Consider the following 21,840-nt stretch of genomic DNA (forward strand, 5'->3'; position numbering starts at 1 on the left):
CCTCGGTCTGGCCTTGGGTTTGTGATGGCAAATGACATTAACTACCATTTGCGCCTCATTCCGCTACCGAGGAGCGCAACCGATGTCGCCACGCAAGCATTTACTGGCCGCCCTGACCCTCACCCTGTTCGGCGGAGCTGCCCAAGCGGCGGACGAAGTGGTGGTGTACTCCTCGCGCATCGATGAACTGATCAAGCCGGTATTCGACGCCTACACCGCCAAGACAGGGGTGAAGATCAAGTTCATCACCGACAAGGAAGCCCCGCTGATGCAGCGGATCAAGGCCGAGGGCGAGAACGGCGTGGCCGACCTGCTGCTCACCGTCGATGCCGGCAACCTCTGGCAGGCCGAGCAGATGGGCATCCTGCAGCCGATCAGGTCCGATGTGATCGATGCCAACATTCCACAGAAGTACCGCGCGTCTTCCCATGAATGGACCGGCCTGAGCCTGCGCGCGCGGACCATCGTCTACTCCACCGAGCGAGTCAAGCCTGGCGAACTGACCACCTACGAAGCGCTGGCCGACAAGCAATGGGAAGGCCGCCTGTGCCTGCGCACGGCGAAGAAGGTCTACAACCAGTCGCTGACCGCCACCATGATCGAGACCCATGGCGAGGCCAGGACCGAAGAGCTGGTCAAGGGCTGGGTCAATAACCTGTCCACCGACGTGTTCTCCGACGACAACGCGGTGATCAACGCCATTGCCGCCGGCCAGTGCGACGTGGGCATCGTCAACACCTACTACTACGGTCGCCTGCACCAGGCCGACCCGAAACTGCCGGTCAAGCTGTTCTGGCCCAACCAGGGTGACCGTGGCGTGCACGTCAACCTGTCCGGCATCGGCCTGACCAAGCATGCGCCGCACCCGGAAGCGGCGAAGAAGCTGGTGGAGTGGATGACTGGCGAGGAAGCGCAGAAGATGTTCGCCGGCATCAACCAGGAATTCCCGGCCAACCCGAAAGTCGCTCCGTCCGAGGAAGTGGCGGCCTGGGGCAGCTTCAAGGCTGATGACCTGCCGGTGGAAGTGGCGGGCAAGCGCCAGGCCGAGGCGATTCGCTTGATGGACCGGGCTGGCTGGAACTGAGGTTCAGCCCTTATTCTTGCTGGGTCCTTGAGGCCCTCATCGCTGGCTTGCCAGCGATAGGGCCCTGAAAAACACCACATCCCTGAGATCCCGCCCCTTGTCCCGCCCCACCCAACGCCGCTGGTACCCCCTGGTCTTCGCCATCGCTGCGCTGGTGATGCTGCCCCTGAGCGTGCTCGTGTTGTCGTGGCAGAGCATCGACCTGCAGATCTGGTCGCACCTGCTCGATACCCAGATGAGCCGCTTGCTGGGCAATACCTTGACCCTGGTGGTGGGCGTCGGCCTTGGTGTCACCGTGCTGGGCGTCAGCCTCGCCTGGCTCACCAGCCTCTGCGAGTTTCCCGGACGGCGCTGGCTGGACTGGGCGCTGATGCTGCCCTTCGCCATTCCCGCTTATGTGCTGGCGTTCGTCTTCGTCGGCCTGCTGGACTTCTCCGGACCGGTACAGACCCTGCTGCGCGAGTGGTTCGGGCCGATGCGCTTGCCGCGGGTGCGTTCCACCGGCGGGGTGATCGTCGTGCTGGTGCTGGTGTTCTATCCCTACGTCTACCTGCTCGCGCGCAATGCCTTCCTGGCCCAGGGCAAGGGCCTGATGGAGGCCGCACGGGTGCTGGGGCAATCGCCGTTGCAGGCGTTCTGGCGCGTTGGACTGCCGATGGCGCGCCCGGCGATCCTGGCTGGCCTTGCCCTGGCGCTGATGGAAACCCTGGCGGATTTCGGTGCCGTTTCGGTGTTCAATTTCGACACCTTCACCACCGCCATCTACAAGACCTGGTATGGCTTCTTCAGCCTCTCCAGTGCGGCGCAACTGGCCAGCCTGCTGCTGCTCGCGGTGATGCTGGTGCTTTACGGCGAACGGCGTGCCCGTGGCGCCGTGCGCAGCAGCAACGAACGACCGCGCGGCAAGGCGCTGTATCACCTGCGCGGTATCAAGGCCGCTGCCGCCAGCGCCTGGTGCCTGCTGGTGTTCGCCTGCGCCTTCGTCGCGCCGATGCTGCAACTGCTGGCCTGGTTCTGGCAGCGTGGCCGTTTCGACCTCGATGAGCGCTATACCGCGTTGATCCTGCATACCCTCTACCTGGGTGCGGCGGCGGCGCTGATCACCGTCTGCGTTGCCCTGGTCCTGGCCTTCGCCCGCCGTCAGTCCTCGGCCCCGGCGATCCGTGCCGGGGTCAGCCTGGCCAACCTTGGTTATGCATTGCCCGGCTCGGTGCTGGCGGTGGCGATCATGCTGGCATTCAGTTACCTCGACCGCGAGCTGGTGATCCCGCTGTCCGGCTGGCTCGGCGGGGCGGGCAAGCCCTTGTTGCTGGGCAGTCTTTCGGCCTTGTTGCTGGCCTACCTGGTGCGCTTCATCGCCGTGGCCTACGGGCCGCTGGAAAACAGCCTGGGCCGCATCCGTCCGTCACTGCCGGAGGCCTCGCGCAGCCTGGGCGTCAGTGGCCCCAGGTTGTTTTTCAAGGTGTATCTCCCCTTGCTGGTGCCAGGCGCCCTCAGCGCAGCCTTGCTGGTCTTCGTCGATGTGCTCAAGGAAATGCCGGCGACCCTGCTGATGCGTCCGTTCGGCTGGGACACCCTGGCGGTGCGGGTATTCGAAATGACCAGCGAAGGCGAGTGGGCGCGGGCCTCGCTGCCAGCCCTGACCCTGGTGCTGGTCGGCCTGTTGCCGGTCATCGGTCTGATACGGCGCTCCGCGCGTCATCCGGGTCAGAGTCACTGACGGATGCCACCCGGCCTCCTTGCGGATACAATGCGCGGCATTCGCTGCGGCCGGTCCACGACCGGGTAGCCGGAACGCTGCCCTCAGCCGTAGCTTCGCCACGCCCGGAAGGAGAAACCCATGGGACAGCGTACGCCTCTGTATGACCTGCACCTGGCGCTTGGCGCCAAGATGGTCGATTTTGGCGGGTGGGACATGCCCCTGCATTACGGCTCGCAGGTCGAGGAACACCATCAGGTGCGCCGCGATTGCGGGGTGTTCGACGTGTCGCACATGACCGTCATCGATATCGCTGGCCTTGATGCCAGCGTCTGGCTGCGGCACCTGCTGGCCAATGACGTGGCCCGCCTCGATGTGCCCGGCAAGGCCCTCTATAGCCCCCTGCTCAATGACGAAGGCGGGGTGATCGACGACCTGATCGTCTATCGCCTCGATGATGGCTACCGGCTGGTGGTCAACGCCGCCACCCGCGACAAGGACCTGGCCTGGCTCGAATCCCGCCGCAGCGGTTTCGAAGTGCAGTTCCGCGAGCGTCCGGAACTGGCGATCCTCGCCATCCAGGGCCCGCAGGCGCGGGAAAAGGTCGCCGAATTGCTCAGCGCCTCCCGCGCTGCCCTGATCCGCGATCTCAAGCCTTTCGAAGCCCATTTCGAAGGCGATTGGTTCATCGCCCGCACCGGCTATACCGGTGAGGACGGCCTGGAAATCATCCTCCCTGCACTGCAGGCACCGGCCTTCTTCAACGACCTGGTCGGCGCCGGCATCGCTCCGAGTGGCCTCGGTGCCCGCGATACCCTGCGTCTCGAGGCCGGCATGAACCTGTACGGCAACGACATGGACGAAGGGCATTCGCCCTTGACCTCGAACCTGGCCTGGAGCATCGCCTGGGAGCCTGCCGAGCGCGATTTCATCGGGCGCGCGGCGCTGAATGCCGAAAAGGCACAAGGCGTTTCCCAGAAACTTGTCGGACTGGTCCTTGAGGAGCGTGGTGTACTACGCGCCCACCAGGTCGTGCGAGTCGCGGAAATTGGCGAAGGAGAGATCACCAGTGGTAGTTTCTCGCCTACGCTGAGCAAGGCAATCGCTCTGGCACGCCTGCCCATGGCCACTGCGGACCGCGCTGAAGTGGAAATCCGTGGCAAGTGGTATCCGGTGAGGGTGGTCAAGCCGACCTTCGTTCGCCATGGCCGAATCCTGATCTAAATTAATTCCGGCGGGCCGTCCGCTGACTCCCTGTTGAGGAACAACACAATGAGCAAAATCCCTGCCGACCTGCGTTACGCCGAAAGCCACGAGTGGGCCCGCCTGGAAGCCGATGGCACCGTGACTGTCGGTATCAGTGACCATGCCCAGGAAGCCCTGGGTGACGTGGTCTTCGTCGAACTGCCTGAAGTCGGCAGCGTCTTCGCTCAAGGCGATGCGTCCGGCGTGGTCGAGTCGGTCAAGGCGGCCTCGGATATCTACTCGCCGGTCGGCGGCGAAGTCATCGCCGTCAACGATGAAGTGCGCGATAGCCCGGAGCTGGTCAACGAAGAAGTCTACGAATCCTGGTTCTTCAAGCTGAAGCCATCGGACAAGTCCGAACTGGACAAGCTGCTGAGCGCCGCGGAATACGCCAAGTCCATCGGCGAGTAAGCCCGCCGCAGTTTTTCCCGCACGATCGGCAATCCCTTCCTAGACTCTAATGGCCCCGACACCCATCGGGGCTTGGTCAAGGCTCTGTACGAAAAGCGTTGAGACGAAGGTCAGGCAAGGCGAAAACAGCCGAGGAAGCGGAGTGTACTGGAGTACATGAGCATTCCGAGGCTGTTTTCAACGCAGCATGAACGAGTATCAAGGCTTTTCCTACAGAGCCTAGGAAGAGAGAGCTGCCATGTCCCTGTTGCCATCCCTGAGCCAACTGCACGACCCCAATCCGTTCCTGCGCCGCCATCTCGGTCCCGACGCGGCCGAGCAGCAAGCCATGCTCGAAGTGCTTGGCGTCGCCAGCCGTACCGAGCTGATCGAGCAGACCGTGCCGCCCGGCATCCGCTTCAACCGTCCGCTGGACCTGCCGCCCGCCCTGGATGAACAGGCCGCGCTCGAGCGCCTGCGCGGGTATGCCGAGCAGAACCAGCGCTGGACCAGCCTGATCGGCATGGGCTACCACGCGACCCGCACACCGACGGTCATTCTGCGCAACGTCCTGGAAAATCCGGGCTGGTACACCGCCTACACGCCTTACCAGCCGGAAATCGCCCAAGGCCGCCTGGAAGCGCTGCTGAACTATCAGCAGATGGTCATCGATCTCACCGGCCTCGACCTGGCCAACGCCTCGCTGCTGGATGAGGCCACTGCCGCCGGCGAAGCCATGGCCCTGGCCAGGCGGGTGACGAAATCCCGCAGCAACCGTTTCTTCGCCGACGAGCACTGCCATCCACAGACCCTCTCGGTGCTGCAGACCCGTGCCGAGGGCTTCGGTTTCGAGCTGGTGATCGACTCGCTGGCCAACCTCGACCAGCATGAGGTGTTCGGCGCCTTGCTGCAGTACCCCGACACCCATGGCGCTGTGCATGACCTGCGTCCCGCCATCCAGCACCTGCATAGCCAGCAGGCCATCGCCTGCGTGGCTGCCGACCTGCTCAGCCTCGTACTGTTGACCCCGCCGGGCGAGCAGGGCGCCGACGTGGTGCTCGGCTCTTCCCAGCGCTTCGGCGTGCCCATGGGTTATGGCGGGCCGCATGCGGCGTATTTCGCCTGTCGCGACGAGTTCAAGCGGGCCATGCCCGGGCGCATCATCGGTGTGTCCAAGGATGCCCGGGGCAACCTGGCATTGCGCATGGCCCTGCAGACCCGCGAGCAGCATATCCGTCGCGAGAAAGCCAACTCGAACATCTGCACCGCCCAGGTGCTGCTGGCCAACATCGCTGGTTTCTACGCCGTCTATCACGGACCCGACGGGCTGCGCCGGATTGCCCAGCGGGTCCACCGGCTGACCACCATTCTTGCGGCCGGGCTGGAGCGTAACGGCGTCAAACGCCTCAACCAGCACTTCTTCGACACCCTGACCCTGGAGGTCGGTGGCAGCCAGACCTCGATCATCCAGAGTGCCGAGGCGGCGCGGATCAACCTGCGTATCCTCGGGCGCGGCCAACTGGGCGTGGCGCTCGACGAAACCTGCGATGAAAGCACGGTGCTGCGCCTGTTCGACCTGTTCCTCGGTGTCGATCATGGCCTGGACATCTCCGGGCTGGACGGCGAAGACCTGCCTGCCGGTATCCCGGATGAACTGTTGCGTCGCTCGGATTACCTGACCCACCCGGTGTTCAACCTGCACCACAGCGAAACCGAGATGCTGCGCTATCTCAAGCAACTGGAAAACAAGGATCTGGCACTGAACCAGTCGATGATCCCGCTGGGCTCCTGCACCATGAAGCTCAATGCCAGCAGCGAAATGATCCCCATCACCTGGCCCGGTTTTGCTGAGTTGCATCCCTTCGCGCCGGTGGAACAGGCGACCGGCTACAAGGCCATGATCGACGAGCTGGAAGGCTGGCTCTGCGCGATCACCGGTTTCGATGCCATCTGCATGCAGCCCAACTCCGGCGCCCAGGGCGAGTACGCCGGGTTGCTGGCGATCAGCAAGTACCACCGCAGCCGCCAGCAAGGGCAGCGCGATATTTGCCTGATCCCGGCCTCGGCCCATGGCACCAACCCGGCTTCGGCGCAGATGGCCGGCATGCAGGTGGTGATCGTGGCCTGCGATAGTGCCGGCAACGTGGATCTGGAAGACCTCAAGCTCAAAGCCAAGGAGGCGGGTGAGCGGCTGTCCTGCCTGATGGCCACTTACCCCTCGACCCATGGCGTCTACGAGGAGGGCATCAGCGAGATCTGCGAGGTTATCCACAGGCATGGCGGCCAGGTCTACATGGACGGCGCCAACCTCAATGCCCAGGTGGGGCTGGCGCGGCCGGCGGATATCGGCGCCGATGTGTCGCACATGAACCTGCACAAGACCTTCTGCATTCCCCATGGCGGCGGCGGCCCGGGCATGGGCCCGATCGGCGTGCGCGCGCACCTGGCGCCCTTTGTGGCGAGCCACCCGGTGATTCCGCTGCCGGGGCCGGATCCGCAGAACACGGCGGTCAGCGCCGCACCTTGGGGCAGCGCGAGCATCCTGCCGATCAGCTGGATGTACATCACCATGATGGGGCCGCAACTGGCGGATGCCAGCGAGGTGGCGATCCTTTCTGCCAACTACCTGGCCGAGCGTCTGGGCGGGGCGTTCCCGGTGCTCTATCGCGGGCGCAACGAGCGGGTCGCGCATGAATGCATCCTCGATCTGCGTCCGCTCAAGGCGCAGACCGGCATCAGCGAGGAGGATGTGGCCAAGCGCCTGATGGACTATGGCTTCCACGCGCCGACCATGTCGTTCCCGGTGCCGGGCACCTTGATGGTCGAGCCTACCGAAAGCGAGCCAAAGGCGGAGCTGGATCGCTTCGTCGAGGCCATGTTGAGCATCCGCGCGGAGATCGCCGAGGTGCAGAACGGTCATTGGCCAGCGGAGGACAACCCGCTCAAGCGTGCGCCGCATACCCTGGCCGATGTGCTGGGCACATGGGACAGGCCGTACAGCCTTGAGCAGGCCGTGGCGCCGAGCGCTCACGCCCGGGCACACAAGTACTGGCCGGCGGTGAACCGGGTGGACAATGTGTATGGGGACCGGAATCTGTTCTGTGCCTGTGTGCCGGTGGAGGATTACCGCTGAGACGTCTGTTGTTCTTCAGGGCCTCATCGCTGGCAAGCCAGCTCCCACACCTGTGGGAGCTGGCTTGCCAGCGATGAGGCCATCAGCAGCACTACACGAAATCAGGTCGATCTCCTCCTGGGTCGTGACCCCGGCCGCAACCTTCCTCATTCCATTCTCCCGCAGCCCGTCCATCGCTTCGCTGCGGGCCAGCGTCCTCAATGCGTGGATATCGCATTCAGGCCCGATCAACCCGCCTAGCCGTTCGTTCAGTTCCAGCACCTCGAACACGCCGGTGCGCCCGCGATAGCCGGTCTGCCGGCATTCCCGGCAACCCACCGCACCCTGCGCTGTGCTGCACGCCGGACACAAGGTTCGCACCAGTCGCTGTGCCAGCACGCCCACCAGCGTCGCCTTGATCAAATAATGCGCAACACCCAACTCCAGCAACCGTCCGATCGCCGAGCAGGCATCGTTGGTGTGCAGGCTCGACAGCACCAGATGTCCGGTCAACGCGGCCTGGATCGCGACTTGCGCCGTCTCAAGGTCGCGAATCTCGCCCACCATGATGATGTCCGGATCCTGTCGCAACAACGCGCGCACGCCATTGGCGAAATCCAGACCAATGCCCGGCTGCACCTGGGTCTGGTTGAACGCCGGCTCGATCATTTCTATCGGGTCCTCCAGGGTGCAGACGTTGACTTCTGGCGTAGCCAGTTCCTTGAGCGCGTTGTAGAGGGTGCTGGTCTTGCCCGAGCCGGTCGGACCGGTGACCAGGATAATGCCGTTTGGCCTGTGCAGCATGCGTTGCCAGCGATCCAGCTCGGGGCCGTCGAAGCCCAGGGCGCGGTTGTCCAAGCGCAGCAGTTGCGGGTCGAAAATGCGCACGACCAGCTTTTCGCCAAAGGTGGTGGGCAGGGTCGAAAGGCGCAGTTCGACCTCATCGCCGGCCGGGCTGCGGGTCTTGATCCGGCCATCCTGAGGGCGGCGTTTTTCCGCGACGTTCATCCGCCCCAGGTTTTTCAGGCGGCTGGTGATGGCCAGGGTCACCGTCGGCGGGAAGGGATAGGCATCGTGCAGTACGCCGTCGATGCGCAGGCGCAGCCGGCCCTGGTCACGGCGCGGTTCCAGATGGATATCGCTGGCGCGTTGCTCGAAGGCGTATTGCAGCAGCCAGTCGACGATGCTGACGATATGCGCGTCATCGGCCTCCGGCTCGCCGTCGCCCAGTTCCAGCAATTGCTCCAGGTTGCCGCTGACCGGGGGCGCAGCCTCCAGTTGGCTGGCGCCGCTGACCGAGCGGGCGAGGCGGAAGAAATCTTGGCTGATCTGGCGAATCCGCAGCGGGCTGGCTACCACCCGTACCACCCGGCGCTTGAGCACCCGGGCCAGGTCCGCCTCCCACGAGCAGACCCACGGCTCGGCGCTGGCCACGGTAACGCTGTCGGCACTCTGCGCCACCGCCAGGATCCCATGGCGGCGGGCGAAGGCCGCAGACATCAGGCCGGTCATGCCGGGCAGGTCGATGCCCAGCGGATCGAGGCGCAGGAAGGGTTGCCCGGCCTGCTGCGCCAGCCACTGGCAGAGGCTGTCCAGATCGAGGCTGTGGCCCGGTCGGTGCAGATCGTCCAGATGCTCGCGGGCGATGCTTTCGAGCGGGTGTTCACCCGGGGTCTCGTGGCTGAAACGCTGGCGGGATTCACTGCTGATCCGGCGCTGGGCAACCAGGCTGTCCAGTAAGGGGAAAAGCTCCAAGTGGCGATCCATTGGCGACGTCCTTGTGCAATGGAGAAATTGCCAAGGCTAGACCGCGCCGGGCGCTCTGCCGCTTCAGAAGCGTTGCTGGATCTTTCCCCGGCTTTCGCTGTTGAGCAGTGCGGTGCGCAGTACGACTTCGCACACACAGATCAGGTTGCGCATCTTCTCCGCGATCAACTGGGCACGGTGCCAGCTCAAGCCATCGATGGCGATGTCCACCCGCAGCAGATCGGCCTGCTGCTGCATCTGCACGCCATGGGGCAACAGGCATTGCAAGGCGAACAGGTTAAGGATTCGGCAAAGGCTGTCGGACTCCGGCTCGACCTGCAGTTCGTAGTGGTAGCGCACCTTGTTGTTTTCGCCGCCGATGCCGTCGGCATCTTGCTGCCGGGGTAAGGCGAAGTGGTCAGGGCGTTCGAGAGCGGTCATGAGAATCCTCCGATAGCGGTGAAGGAATCTTTGCACGGCGAAGTGGAGATTATTTGCCTATCATGAGGCGCAATGACTTTTTTACGAATTGTTCAATCTGTTGAATGGCGATAGCGAGGAAAAATAATGCCCAGCGATCTGGACGCGTACGACCGCCGCATTCTGGCCGTCCTGCAGGACGATGCCTCGCTATCCAGCGCGCAGGTGGCGGAGAAGGTGGGGCTGTCGCAATCGCCGTGCTGGAGAAGAATTCAGCGGTTGAAGGAGGAGGGCGTTATCCGTGCCCAGGTGACCCTGCTGGATCGCAAGAAGATCGGCCTCAACACGCAGATCTTCGCCGAGGTGAAGCTCAACGCGCACGGCCGCTCCAACTTCGCCGAGTTCACCGAAGCGATCCGCGGTTTTCCGGAGGTGCTGGAGTGTTATGTGCTGATGGGCGCGGTGGATTTTCTGCTGCGCATCGTCACCCCCGATATCGAGGCGTACGAGCGGTTTTTCTTCGAGAAACTGTCGATGGTCCCGGGGATCCAGGAGGTCAACTCGACCGTTGCGCTGTCGGAGATCAAGTCCACCACCAGCCTGCCGGTCATCCGTTGAGCGTCCTCGCGGGCAGGTAACGGTGCCCGCCCGCGAGGAATCGGCTTACTTGCGTACCAGGTGCTTCCAGCCACGGCTCTGGGCCACGGCGAACGCCTGCTGGACACGAGCGTCGAGGATTTCGTCGCTGATTGGCTGGTTGGCCAGTTGTTGCAACTTGCTCAGCTCGCCGTACAGGCGGTCCAGCTCCGGCGCTTCCAGCAATACGTCGCGCGCGTAGTGCAGCCAGGCCAGCAGGCGCTCGATGCGGGGCAACTGCTCGGCCAGGTCTTCCGGCTGCTGCTGGTACAGCGGCAGTTGCAGGGCCTTGGCCTCGTCACCCAGTTCTACGGCCAGCCAGTTGGCCAGCGCGGCGGCACCCTGGCGCTCGCCGCGCTTGTTGCGCTCGGCGGTCCAGCCGTGGGCGATCAGCCAGCGCGAAGTGTCCAGGGAGAACTGGCCCCAGCGCGTGTCGAGCAGCTCATCGGCGAACTGCTCGGGGGCGGCACGGCGCACGTCTTCGTCGTCGTTGCCGGCCAGCACCAGGGTGCGCCAGTCTTCCAGCAGGGCGTCGAGGCGGCTGCGCAGTTCACGGGTGGTTGCACGCGGCGCCGCCTGGCCGAGGCTGCTGGCCAGGGCGCGGAGCTCACCTAGGCACTGCACCCAGTCCTGCAGCAGGCGCCAGTGGCCGGTGTGCTGGTATTGTTCGGCGAGGCGCTGGCTGCTGGCGAGCAGGTGCCAGGCGAGGGCAGAGAAGGCGTCGTCCAGCGACATTTCCGGATCCAGCTCGGGCGCCGGCAGGTTGACCTGGTAGCTGGACGGATCGAGCAGACGGTAGCCGCGCTCGGCCTTGCTGATGTCGCAGGGGAACAGCGGCAGGCTCGCGGCCAGCTCGGCGGCCAGTTCCAGCAGGGCTTCCGGCTCGCCTTCACGCAGTTCCAGTTCCATTTCGCAGATTTCTTCCTTCTGCTTGCCGGCGCTGACGGTGCCGAGGTCCAGGGCGGCTTCGATGACCACCTTGGACTTGCCGCGGCCCCAGGCGATATCGGCGAACTCGCGCACGAAATCGGTGGTGAACAGCGGCTTGATGGTTTTCTTGTCCAGCCCGGCCAGGGACTCGGGCCAGCAGGTATCGTCGAGTTTCTTCAGGTCCAGCTTGGCCTTGGGCAGCTCCCATTGGAACTCGTTGCGCTCGGACAGGCCGGCGACGCTGTTGCCGCGGGTCTTCAGGGTCTGGATCACCACATCGCCATCGCGGCGCAGGCGCAGCGCGACCCTGGCGGCGGACAAATCGCGCTCCGGGGTGTCGAAGTACTGGTTGAGCAGTTCGCGCTGCTGCCAGCCGGACTTGTTGCGCTTTTTCAGCAGCGGGTGTTCGCGCAGCGCGGCGAGGGTTTCGCGGCTGATGCGCAGTTTGATTTCGGTTTCTTTATTCATTGCCGGGTAACCAGGCTGGAAGGGCGGGTACGTCTTGGCCGTGCAGTGTACAGGACTCGACAGCCCACGGTTTATTCATGCAGCCCGATGGCCCTATGATGGGGGCCGTTTCCAGGAGAACGCGCATGCCGTTGCCATCGCTCAAGGACCAGTTCGCCGCGTTGATCGCAGCGCCTTCGGTCAGTTGTACCCAGCCCGACCTTGACCAGTCCAACCGTGCGGTGATCGACCAGCTCGCCACCTGGCTCGGCGACCTGGGTTTCTCCTGCGAGATCCAGCAAGTCACCCCCGGCAAATTCAACCTGCTCGCCAGCTTCGGCAGCGGCCCTGGCGGCCTGGTCCTGGCCGGGCACAGCGACACCGTGCCGTACGACCCGCAGTTGTGGAAAACCGATCCGCTCAAGCTCAGCGAGGACGGCGACCGCTGGATCGGCCTGGGCGTGTGCGACATGAAGGGTTTCTTCCCGTTGATCATCGAGGCGGTGCGGCCGTTGCTGGACCAGCCGTTCAGGCAGCCGCTGCTGATCCTGGCCACCTGTGACGAGGAGAGTTCGATGTCCGGTGCCCGCGCCCTGGCCGAGGCCGGGCGGCCGCTGGGCCGTGCCGCGGTGATCGGCGAGCCGACCGGGCTGAAGCCGATCCGCCTGCACAAGGGCGTGATGATGGAGCGCATCGATATCCTTGGGCGCAGCGGTCATTCATCGGACCCGTCCCTCGGCCACAGCGCGATGGAGGCCATGCACCAGGTGATGGGGGCGCTGATGGACCTGCGCCAGCAATGGCAGCGCGAATACCACAACGCCCAGTTCAGCGTGCCGCAGCCGACCATGAACTTCGGCTGCATCCATGGCGGCGACAACCCCAACCGGATCTGCGGCCAATGCGCCCTTGAGTTCGACCTGCGCCCGCTGCCGGGCATGGACCCGCAGGTGCTGCGCGCGGCGATTCGCGGCAAGCTGGCGCCGCTGGCCGAGCAGCACCAGGTGAAGATCGACTATGCGCCGCTGTTCCCCGAAGTGCCGCCCTTCGAGCAGAGCGCCGATGCCGAGCTGGTGCAACTGGCCGAACGTCTTACCGGCCATGTTGCCGAAGCGGTAGCCTTTGGCACCGAAGCGCCTTATCTTCAGCGCCTGGGCTGCGAGACCCTGGTTCTTGGCCCTGGTGATATCGCCTGTGCCCACCAGCCCGGTGAGTACCTTGAACTGTCACGCCTGGAGCCTACAGTGCGTCTGTTGCGTGGACTGATCGAACATTACTGTCTCAGCCCGGCCATCGCCCGCTGAGCCCGGCCATTCTTTCCAGAGGAGAACGCGTGTGACGTCTTGCCTGCTGCGACGATAACCCTCGAGCGCTGTGTGCCGTTCCGTCCTTGTTTCACTTTCTACAGGCTCAGGTCATGCCCGAATACGTCAACTGGCTGCGTCACGCTTCTCCCTACATCAATGCCCACCGGGACTGCACCTTCGTGGTCATGCTCCCGGGAGACGGGGTCGAACACCCCAACTTCGGCAATATCGTCCACGATCTCGTGCTGCTGCACAGCCTCGGGGTTCGCCTCGTGCTGGTGCATGGCTCCCGCCCGCAAATCGAAAGCCGCCTGGCCGCCCGCGGCTTGAGCGCGCACTACCACCACGGCCTGCGCATCACCGATGCCGCCACGCTGGATTGCGTGATCGATGCGGTCGGGCAGTTGCGTATCGCCATCGAGGCTCGCCTGTCGATGGACATGGCCGCTTCGCCAATGCAGGGCGCGCGCCTGCGCGTTGCCTCGGGCAACCTGGTGACGGCGCGGCCTATCGGTGTGGTCGAGGGTGTCGATTATCACCATACCGGCGAAGTACGCCGGGTCGACCGCAAGGGCATCGGCCGCCTGCTGGACGAGCGCTCCATTGTCCTGCTGTCGCCGCTGGGCTATTCGCCGACCGGCGAGATCTTCAACCTCGCCTGCGAAGATGTCGCTACCCGGGCGGCCATCGAGCTGGGTGCCGACAAACTGCTGCTGTTCGGCGCCGAGCCGGGGCTGCTGGATGCTTCCGGCAAGCTGGTGAAGGAGATCCGTCCGCAACAGGTGGCGCCGCACCTTGAGCGTCTTGGCAGCGATTACCAGGCCGAGCTGCTGGACGCGGCCGCCGAGGCCTGCCGGGGCGGGGTGGCGCGCAGTCATATCGTCAGCTACGTGGAGAACGGCGCGCTGCTCAACGAGCTGTTCACCCGTGGCGGTGGCGGTACGCTGGTCGCCCAGGAGCAGTTCGAGGTGGTGCGCGAAGCGGCGATCGAGGATGTTGGTGGCCTGCTGGAGCTGATCAGCCCGCTGGAAGAGCAGGGCATTCTGGTGCGACGCTCGCGCGAGGTGCTGGAACGCGAGATCGAGCAGTTCAGCGTGGTGGAGCGCGAAAGCAACATCATTGCCTGTGCGGCGCTGTACCCGATCGCCGATTCCGATGCGGGCGAGCTGGCATGCCTGGCGGTCAATCCGGAGTATCGCCATGGCGGGCGCGGCGATGACCTGCTGGAGCGAATCGAGGAACGAGCGCGGGCGCTGGGGTTGAAGACGCTGTTCGTCCTGACGACCCGGACGGCGCACTGGTTCAGGGAGCGCGGATTCGTGCCGAGCGGGGTTGAAAGGCTGCCGGCGGCGCGGGCTTCGCTGTACAACTACCAGCGGAACTCGAAGATCTTCGAAAAAGCTTTGTAAGGCTTTAGGGCCCCATCGCTGGCAAGCCAGCTCCCACAGGACCGCGTGCACCGCCAAACCTGTGGGAGCTGGCTTGTCGGACCGCCGCACCGCAGCGATGAGGCCATAAGAAACGCCGCCTTCTCAGGCGGCGTTTTCAGTTACACGGTATGCAGATACCAGTTGTACTCAAGGTCCGAGATCGAATGCTCGAACTCCTCCAGTTCACTCTCCTTGCACGCGACGAAGATGTCGATGTACTTCGGATCGATGTACTTGTTGAGGATCTCGCTGTCGTCCAGCTCGCGCAGGGCGTCGCGCAGGTTGTTCGGCAGGCTCTGCTCCACCTGTTCGTAGGCGTTGCCTTCCACCGGGCTGCTTGGCTCGATCTTGTTGGTCAGGCCGTGATGCACGCCCGCCAGCACGGCGGCCATCAGCAGGTACGGGTTGGCGTCGGCGCCGGCCACGCGGTGCTCGATGCGTACCGCATCGGCGGTGCCGGTCGGCACGCGCAGGGCCACGGTGCGGTTGTCCAGGCCCCAGCTTGGCGCATTCGGCACATAGAACTGCGCACCGAAACGGCGGTACGAGTTGACGTTCGGGCAGAGGAACGCCATCGACGCGGGCAGGGTCTCGAGCACACCGCCGATCGCGTGACGCAGCGCGGCGTTCTGCTCGGGATCCTCGCTGGTAAAGATGTTCTTGCCATCCTTGTCCAGCACCGAGATATGGACATGCAGACCATTACCCGCCTGGCCTGGATACGGCTTGGCCATGAAGGTGGTGTCCATTTCATGGTCGTAGGCGATGTTCTTGATCAGGCGCTTGAGCAGCACCGCGTAGTCACAGGCCCGCAGCGGGTCGGCGACATGGTGCAGGTTGACCTCGAACTGCGCCGGGGCGCTTTCCTTGACGATGGCGTCGGCGGGAATGCCTTGTTCCTTCGCACCTTCGAGGATGTCCTGGAGGCAGTCGACGTATTCGTCGAGGTCGTCGATCAGGTAGACCTGGGTCGATTGCGGGCGTTTGCCGGAGATCGGCGAGCGCGGCGGCTGCGGACGCCCGTTCACGTTCTCCTGGTCGATCAGGTAGAACTCCAGCTCGAACGCGGCGCAGATGGTCAGGCCCAGTTCGTCGAACTTGCTCACCACCTGGCGCAGGACTTCCCGCGGGTCGGCGAAGAAGGGCTCGCCTTCGAGTTCGTGCATGGTCATCAGCAGTTGCGCGGTCGGGCGCTTCTGCCAGGGTTCGTTGGACAGGGTGCCCGGGATTGGATAGCAGATCCGGTCGGCGTCGCCGATGTCCAGGCCGAGGCCGGTGCTCTCGACCGTGGAGCCGTTGATATCCAATGCGAAGAGGGAGGCCGGCAGGTTGATGCCTTTCTCGTAAACCTTGTGGAGGCTGGTGCGCTCGATGCGCTTGCCACGCACCACACCATTCATATCTGCAATCAGAAGGTCAACGTAGAGAACCTCAGGATGTTCCTTAAGGAACGCGTTCGCTTCGTTAAGCTGAACGGCACGCGGGGGTACCGACATGATGCAACACCTTTGTTGTTAAAAATATCAATCAATCTGGGCTTGCGACCCCAGTCAATCGGAAAGCCGAAGTGAAGTCAAGCAAGGCCCATGATGCCCTAAAAGGGCGCCATTGCGGCATTTTTGCTGCAATTGAGGGCAGCGACAAGGCCTGCTTTCGTCGCCCGAGGTTTCACACAACAGAGCCGTATTTTATTTTTTACGGGGGTGTTGTGTAAAAAAATGAACAAGGCTAAGCTCGGTCGCAACCCATAACATCAATAATACCGGGGGTTACATGTTACGCCTGTCGATCATAGGCGACAGCGGCTGTCCAGCGTGGGCAGGCCTGTACGCCATTTCCGCAAGCAGCGAGCGCGCCATGCGAGCAGCGCCGGTGCCGGCCAAAATAGTTGACGGCCAGGGCGTCGCATTCCCCAAAGATTCACCCTCTCGTACTGCCATTCATGACTATAGTCGGCTCCCCCGCATTCCGATGGATGCCGGAGACGCATTCTCCCTGCGCGCCTTTTGCTTTGGGCCCGCGGGGCATCCAGAATGCTGGAAACGGCCTGCCAAGGGCGTTCCGACCATAGTCCAGGCATTTACCTCCCGAGGTATGTATGAGTAGCAGCAATCTCGACCAGCTCACCGATTGGCTGAAAGAGCACAAGATCACCGAAGTCGAATGTCTGATCAGCGACCTGACCGGCATCACCCGGGGCAAGATCTCGCCGACCAACAAGTTCATCGCGGAAAAGGGCATGCGCCTGCCCGAGAGCGTTTTGCTGCAGACCGTGACCGGTGACTACGTCGACGACGATATCTATTACCAGTTGCTCGACCCGGCCGATATCGACATGGTCTGCCGCCCCGACGAAAACGCGGTATTCCTCGTGCCGTGGGCCATCGAGCCGACCGCCCAGGTCATCCACGACACCTACGACAAGAAGGGCAATCCGGTCGAGCTGTCGCCGCGCAACGTGTTGAAGAAGGTGCTGAAGCTCTACGCCGACAAGGGCTGGCAGCCGATCGTGGCGCCGGAGATGGAGTTCTACCTGACCAAGCGCTGCGAAGACCCGGATTTCCCGCTGCAACCGCCGATCGGTCGTTCCGGCCGCCCGGAAACCGGCCGCCAGTCGTTCTCCATCGAAGCCGCCAACGAATTCGACCCGTTGTTCGAAGACGTCTACGACTGGTGCGAGCTGCAAAACCTCGACCTCGACACCCTGATCCACGAGGACGGAACCGCCCAGATGGAGATCAACTTCCGTCACGGCAACGCCCTGTCCCTGGCCGACCAGATCCTGGTGTTCAAGCGCACCATGCGCGAGGCCGCGCTCAAGCACAACGTCGCCGCCACCTTCATGGCCAAGCCCATGACCGGCGAGCCGGGCAGCGCCATGCACCTGCATCAGAGCATCATCGACGTGAATACCGGGAAGAACATCTTCTCCAACGAAGACGGCAGCATGAGCGAGCTGTTCCTTTATCACATCGGTGGCCTGCAGAAGTTCATCCCCGAAGTGCTGCCGCTGTTCGCGCCCAACGTCAACTCGTTCCGCCGTTTCCTGCCCGACACCTCGGCGCCGGTCAACGTCGAATGGGGCGAGGAAAACCGTACCGTCGGCCTGCGCGTACCGGACGCCGGTCCGCAGAACCGCCGCGTGGAAAACCGTCTGCCGGGTGCCGACGCCAACCCGTACCTGGCCATCGCGGCCAGCCTGCTGTGTGGCTATATCGGCATGGTCGAAGGCGTCAACGCCAGCGCGCCGGTCCAGGGCCGTGGCTACGAGCGACGCAACCTGCGTTTGCCGCTGACCATCGAGGACGCCCTGGAACGCATGGAAAACTGCCGGGCGCTGGAAGCCTACCTGGGCAAGAAATTCATCGCCGGCTACGTCGCGACCAAACGCGCCGAGCATGAAAACTACAAGCGCGTGATCAGCTCCTGGGAACGCGAGTTCCTGCTGTTCGCGGTCTGATAAACCCCGGGGCCGCAGGAGCGCGGCCGCCAGAAATCGGAGAAGCACATGAGCGTCAAGAACCCGCAAACCCGCGAGTGGCAGGACCTGAGCCGTGATCATCACCTGGCACCCTTCAGCGACTATAAACAGTTGCAGGAAAAGGGCCCGCGGATCATCACCAAGGCCCAGGGCGTGCACCTGTGGGACAGCGAGGGCCACAAGATCCTCGATGGCATGGCCGGATTGTGGTGCGTGGCGGTCGGCTACGGACGCGAGGAACTGGCCGAAGCGGCCAGCAAGCAGATGCGCGAGCTGCCGTACTACAACCTGTTCTTCCAGACCGCTCATCCGCCGGCCCTGGAACTGGCCAAGGCCATTTCCGAAGTGGCCCCGGCCGGCATGAGCCATGTGTTCTTCACCGGTTCCGGCTCCGAAGGCAACGACACCGTACTGCGCATGGTCCGCCACTATTGGGCGCTCAAGGGCAAGCCGCAGAAGAAGGTGATCATCGGCCGTATCAATGGCTACCACGGCTCTACCGTGGCCGGTGCCAGCCTCGGTGGCATGTCCGGCATGCACGAGCAGGGCGACCTGCCGATCCCAGGCATCGTGCATATCCCGCAGCCGTACTGGTTCGGCGAGGGCGGTGATAAGTCCCCGGAAGAATTCGGTATCTGGGCTGCCGAGCAACTGGAGCAGAAGATCCTCGAACTGGGGGTCGACAATGTCGCGGCCTTCATCGCCGAGCCGATCCAGGGCGCTGGCGGTGTGATCATTCCACCGGACAGCTACTGGCCGAAGATCAAGGAAATCCTCGCTCGCTACGACATCCTGTTCGTCGCCGACGAAGTGATCTGCGGCTTCGGCCGTACCGGCGAGTGGTTCGGCTCCGACTACTACGGCCTCAAGCCCGACCTGATGACCATCGCCAAGGGCCTGACCTCCGGCTACATCCCCATGGGCGGCGTGATCGTTCGTGACGAAGTGGCGAAGGTGGTCAGCCAGGGCGGCGATTTCAACCACGGCTTCACGTATTCCGGCCACCCGGTAGCGGCGGCGGTGGGCCTGGAAAACCTGCGGATCCTGCGCGAAGAGAAGATCGTCGAGCGGGTTCGCGAGGAAACGGCACCCTATTTGCAGAAGCGTCTGCGCGAGCTGAACGACCACCCGCTGGTGGGCGAAGTGCGCGGCCTGGGCATGCTCGGTGCGATCGAGCTGGTCAAGGACAAGGCAACCCGCAGCCGCTACGAAGGCAAGGCCGTCGGCATGATCTGCCGGCAGTTCTGCTTCGACAACGGCCTGATCATGCGTGCCGTGGGCGACACCATGATCATCGCGCCGCCGCTGGTGATCAGCCGTGACGAGATCGATGAACTGATTGAAAAAGCTCGTAAATGCCTGGACCTGACCCTGGAAGCACTGATCTAACGAGGTGCTAGGCTGGCATGGTGGCTTTGCGGCATGCCAAGGCGTTGTAAGGACGCCTTGGATCTTGCCAGACTAGCGCCTGTTTCCAGTCGCTCCCCTGGCGCCGACAGGGCAGGCCGCGGAACAGATGGCTTTATAAAAATTCTGGAGCATTAACGCATGAAGAAAATGGGCAAGACGCTGTTGGCCGTATCCCTCGGGATGCTGGTCGGTACCGCTCACGCGGATGACAAGGTCCTCCACGTCTACAACTGGTCCGACTACATCGCCCCGGATACCGTGGCCAAGTTCGAAAAGCAGACTGGCATCAAGGTCGTCTACGACGTCTTCGACAGCAACGAAACCCTCGAAGCCAAGCTGCTGGCCGGCAAGTCCGGCTACGACATCGTGGTCCCGTCGAACAACTTCCTGGCCAAGCAGATCAAGGCCGGCGTTTACCAGGAGCTGGACAAGTCCAAGCTGCCCAACTGGAAGAACCTCGACGAAGACCTGCTCAAGGCCGTCGGTGACGCCAGCGACCCGGGCAACAAATACGCCTTCCCGTACATGTGGGGCAGCATCGGCATCGGCTACAACCCGGAGAAGGTCAAGGCCGCGCTGGGCATCGACAAGATCGACTCCTGGGACGTGGTGTTCAAGCCCGAGAATATCGCCAAGCTCAAGAGCTGCGGCGTGAGCTTCCTCGATGCCCCGACCGAGATGATCCCGGCCGCGCTGCACTACCTGGGCAAGCCGACCGCAAGCAAGGACAAGGCTGATCTGCAGGCCGCCGAAAAGCTGTTCCTGAGCATTCGTCCGTCGGTCACCTACTTCCACTCCTCCAAGTACATCTCGGACCTGGCCAACGGCAACATCTGCGTGGCCGTGGGCTACTCGGGTGACCTGGAGCAGTCCAAGGCCCGCGCCCACGAGGCCGGCGACAAGGTCAAGCTGGACTACGTGATTCCGAAGGAAGGCGCCGGTACCTTCTACGACATGGTCGCCATTCCGAAGGATGCCGAGAACGTCGAAGCCGCCTACAAGTGGATGAATTTCCTGCAGCAGCCGGAAATCATGGCCGAGATCACCAACGCCGTGCGTTTCCCGAACGGCAACAAGGCGGCGACCCCGCTGGTGGACAAGGACATCACCAGCGATCCGAGCATCTACCCGTCGGATGAAGTGAAGAAACAGCTGTACGCGATCGCCGACCAGGATGCCACCACCCTGCGTTTGATCACCCGCAGCTGGACCAAGATCAAGTCGGGCAAGTAAGCCGACCTGGGCCAGGGGCGCGGCGCAAGCCGCGTCCTTGAGCGGGTAACACAATTTTTTTTGCTGGATGGGTGTATCGCAGGTAAGTTGCGCGCCGGTTCGGTGATCCGGCAGTCAGGACTGCCGTTCGCCACACGGGCACTAAATGTAGAGGACCTCCCACTTGTCTATTTCCATGTTTCGCAAGGCCTTCATGGCTGGAGCGGGTCTGACGCTGGCTTGCAGCGTCCAAGCGGCGCCCACGGTGCATATCTACAACTGGTCGGACTACATCGGCCAGACCACCCTCGCGGACTTCGAAGCGAAAACCGGCATCAAGCCGAAGTATGACGTTTTCGATTCCAACGAAACCCTGGAAGGCAAGCTGCTGGCCGGTCGCACCGGCTATGACGTGGTGGTGCCGTCCAACCATTTCCTCGGCAAGCAGATCAAGGCGGGCGCATTCCAGAAGCTCGACCGTGCCCAGCTGCCGAACTGGAACAACCTCGACCCGGCCCTGCTCAAGCGCCTCGAGCGTAACGACCCGGGCAACCAGTATGCGGTGCCGTACCTTTGGGGTACCAATGGCATCGGCTACAACGTCGAGAAGGTCAAGGCAGTGCTCGGCACCGACAAGATCGATTCCTGGGCCACGCTGTTCGAGCCCGAGAACATCAAGAAGCTGTCCAGCTGCGGCGTCGCCTTCCTCGACTCGGCGGACGAGATGCTCCCGGCGATGCTCAACTACCTGGGCCTCGACCCCAACAGCCAGGACCCCAAGGACTACAAAAAGGCCGAGGACAAGCTCCTCGCCATTCGCCCCTACGTGACCTACTTCCACTCCTCCAAGTACATCTCCGACCTGGCCAATGGCGATATCTGCGTGGCCGCCGGCTTCTCCGGCGATGTCTTCCAGGCCAAGGCCCGCGCCGAAGAGGCCGGCAAGGGCGTGGACGTGGCTTATGTGATTCCCAAGGAAGGCGGCAACCTCTGGTTCGACATGCTGGCCATCCCCAAGGATGCCGGCAACGTCAAGGAGGCCCATGCCTTCATCAACTATCTGCTTGAACCCGGGGTTATCGCCCAGGTCAGCGATTACGTTGGTTACGCCAACCCGAACCCCAGGGCTGGCGAGCTGATGGACCAGGATGTCCGCAAGGATCCGGCGGTTTACCCACCGCAGGAAGTGATCGACAAGCTGTACGTCAATTCCGAATTGCCGCCCAAAGTGCAGCGTTTGATGACCCGCATCTGGACCAAGGTCAAGTCGGGCAAATAATAAATCCGGACC

At 63.3% G+C, this 21,840-nt stretch carries 16 protein-coding genes; 12 read left to right on the forward strand and 4 right to left on the reverse strand.

What is annotated here, in order from left to right; genetic code table 11:
- Positions 1 to 82 precede the first annotated feature (82 nt).
- The 5 genes from N7650_RS14220 (at position 83) to gcvP (ending at position 7,551) form a co-directional block, all read left to right on the forward strand.
- The gene (locus N7650_RS14220; protein WP_009395618.1) at positions 83 to 1,084 is read left to right on the forward strand and encodes an extracellular solute-binding protein; all 1,002 of its coding nucleotides are present in this window, start codon (positions 83 to 85) and stop codon (positions 1,082 to 1,084) included.
- Positions 1,085 to 1,181: 97 nt separating this feature from the next.
- Complete coding sequence (locus tag N7650_RS14225; protein WP_279898752.1) at positions 1,182 to 2,804, forward strand: iron ABC transporter permease; 1,623 nt, start codon at positions 1,182 to 1,184, stop codon at positions 2,802 to 2,804.
- Positions 2,805 to 2,924: 120 nt separating this feature from the next.
- Positions 2,925 to 4,007: a glycine cleavage system aminomethyltransferase GcvT gene (gene gcvT, locus N7650_RS14230; protein WP_009395614.1), complete on the forward strand. Its 1,083-nt coding sequence runs from the start codon at positions 2,925 to 2,927 to the stop codon at positions 4,005 to 4,007.
- Between the two features lie 48 nt (positions 4,008 to 4,055).
- Positions 4,056 to 4,439: a glycine cleavage system protein GcvH gene (gene gcvH, locus N7650_RS14235; RefSeq protein WP_279898753.1), complete on the forward strand. Its 384-nt coding sequence runs from the start codon at positions 4,056 to 4,058 to the stop codon at positions 4,437 to 4,439.
- 238 nt (positions 4,440 to 4,677) lie between these two features.
- Positions 4,678 to 7,551 carry an aminomethyl-transferring glycine dehydrogenase gene (gene gcvP, locus N7650_RS14240; RefSeq protein ID WP_279898754.1) on the forward strand — a complete coding sequence of 958 codons (2,874 nt, stop codon included), beginning with the start codon at positions 4,678 to 4,680 and terminating at the stop codon, positions 7,549 to 7,551.
- A 15-nt stretch (positions 7,552 to 7,566) separates the two neighbouring features.
- Here gcvP and N7650_RS14245 read toward each other — a convergent pair whose 3' ends face one another.
- Both N7650_RS14245 and N7650_RS14250 read right to left on the reverse strand, forming a co-directional pair.
- A complete protein-coding gene (locus N7650_RS14245) occupies positions 7,567 to 9,297 on the reverse strand; it encodes a GspE/PulE family protein (RefSeq protein ID WP_279898756.1) in 1,731 nt (576 codons plus the stop codon).
- A gap of 63 nt (positions 9,298 to 9,360) precedes the next feature.
- Positions 9,361 to 9,717: a hypothetical protein gene (locus N7650_RS14250; RefSeq protein WP_279898757.1), complete on the reverse strand. Its 357-nt coding sequence runs from the start codon at positions 9,715 to 9,717 to the stop codon at positions 9,361 to 9,363.
- Positions 9,718 to 9,843: 126 nt separating this feature from the next.
- Here N7650_RS14250 and N7650_RS14255 point away from each other — a divergent pair, with 126 nt between their 5' ends.
- Positions 9,844 to 10,314 carry an Lrp/AsnC family transcriptional regulator gene (locus N7650_RS14255; protein WP_009395606.1) on the forward strand — a complete coding sequence of 157 codons (471 nt, stop codon included), beginning with the start codon at positions 9,844 to 9,846 and terminating at the stop codon, positions 10,312 to 10,314.
- A gap of 45 nt (positions 10,315 to 10,359) precedes the next feature.
- Here N7650_RS14255 and N7650_RS14260 read toward each other — a convergent pair whose 3' ends face one another.
- Positions 10,360 to 11,730, reverse strand: coding sequence for a CYTH domain-containing protein (locus N7650_RS14260; RefSeq protein WP_279898758.1), 1,371 nt, complete (start codon positions 11,728 to 11,730; stop codon positions 10,360 to 10,362).
- 125 nt (positions 11,731 to 11,855) lie between these two features.
- On the opposite strand from N7650_RS14260, the gene argE reads away from it, so the two are divergent.
- Positions 11,856 to 13,013 carry an acetylornithine deacetylase gene (gene argE, locus N7650_RS14265; protein ID WP_279898760.1) on the forward strand — a complete coding sequence of 386 codons (1,158 nt, stop codon included), beginning with the start codon at positions 11,856 to 11,858 and terminating at the stop codon, positions 13,011 to 13,013.
- 113 nt (positions 13,014 to 13,126) lie between these two features.
- A complete protein-coding gene (gene argA / locus N7650_RS14270) occupies positions 13,127 to 14,425 on the forward strand; it encodes an amino-acid N-acetyltransferase (protein WP_279898761.1) in 1,299 nt (432 codons plus the stop codon).
- A 140-nt stretch (positions 14,426 to 14,565) separates the two neighbouring features.
- On the opposite strand, the gene N7650_RS14275 is transcribed toward argA, so the two are convergent.
- On the reverse strand, positions 14,566 to 15,942 hold the full coding sequence (locus N7650_RS14275) for a glutamine synthetase family protein (RefSeq protein WP_009395602.1): 1,377 nt from the start codon (positions 15,940 to 15,942) through the stop codon (positions 14,566 to 14,568).
- Positions 15,943 to 16,544: 602 nt separating this feature from the next.
- On the opposite strand from N7650_RS14275, the gene N7650_RS14280 reads away from it, so the two are divergent.
- The 4 genes from N7650_RS14280 to N7650_RS14295 all read left to right on the forward strand — a co-directional run bounded on the left by N7650_RS14280 (position 16,545) and on the right by N7650_RS14295 (position 21,828).
- Positions 16,545 to 17,906 carry a glutamine synthetase family protein gene (locus N7650_RS14280; protein ID WP_009395601.1) on the forward strand — a complete coding sequence of 454 codons (1,362 nt, stop codon included), beginning with the start codon at positions 16,545 to 16,547 and terminating at the stop codon, positions 17,904 to 17,906.
- A gap of 48 nt (positions 17,907 to 17,954) precedes the next feature.
- Entirely contained in the window at positions 17,955 to 19,316 is a 1,362-nt protein-coding gene (locus N7650_RS14285) for an aspartate aminotransferase family protein (RefSeq protein ID WP_009395600.1), read from the forward strand.
- 159 nt (positions 19,317 to 19,475) lie between these two features.
- Complete coding sequence (locus N7650_RS14290) at positions 19,476 to 20,570, forward strand: polyamine ABC transporter substrate-binding protein (protein WP_009395599.1); 1,095 nt, start codon at positions 19,476 to 19,478, stop codon at positions 20,568 to 20,570.
- Between the two features lie 163 nt (positions 20,571 to 20,733).
- Entirely contained in the window at positions 20,734 to 21,828 is a 1,095-nt protein-coding gene (locus N7650_RS14295) for a polyamine ABC transporter substrate-binding protein (RefSeq protein ID WP_064301126.1), read from the forward strand.
- The last annotated feature ends 12 nt before the right edge of the window (positions 21,829 to 21,840 follow it).

This window comes from Pseudomonas sp. GD04058 (genome assembly GCF_029836855.1).
In the GTDB taxonomy this organism is placed as follows: Bacteria; Pseudomonadota; Gammaproteobacteria; order Pseudomonadales; family Pseudomonadaceae; genus Aquipseudomonas; species Aquipseudomonas bharatica.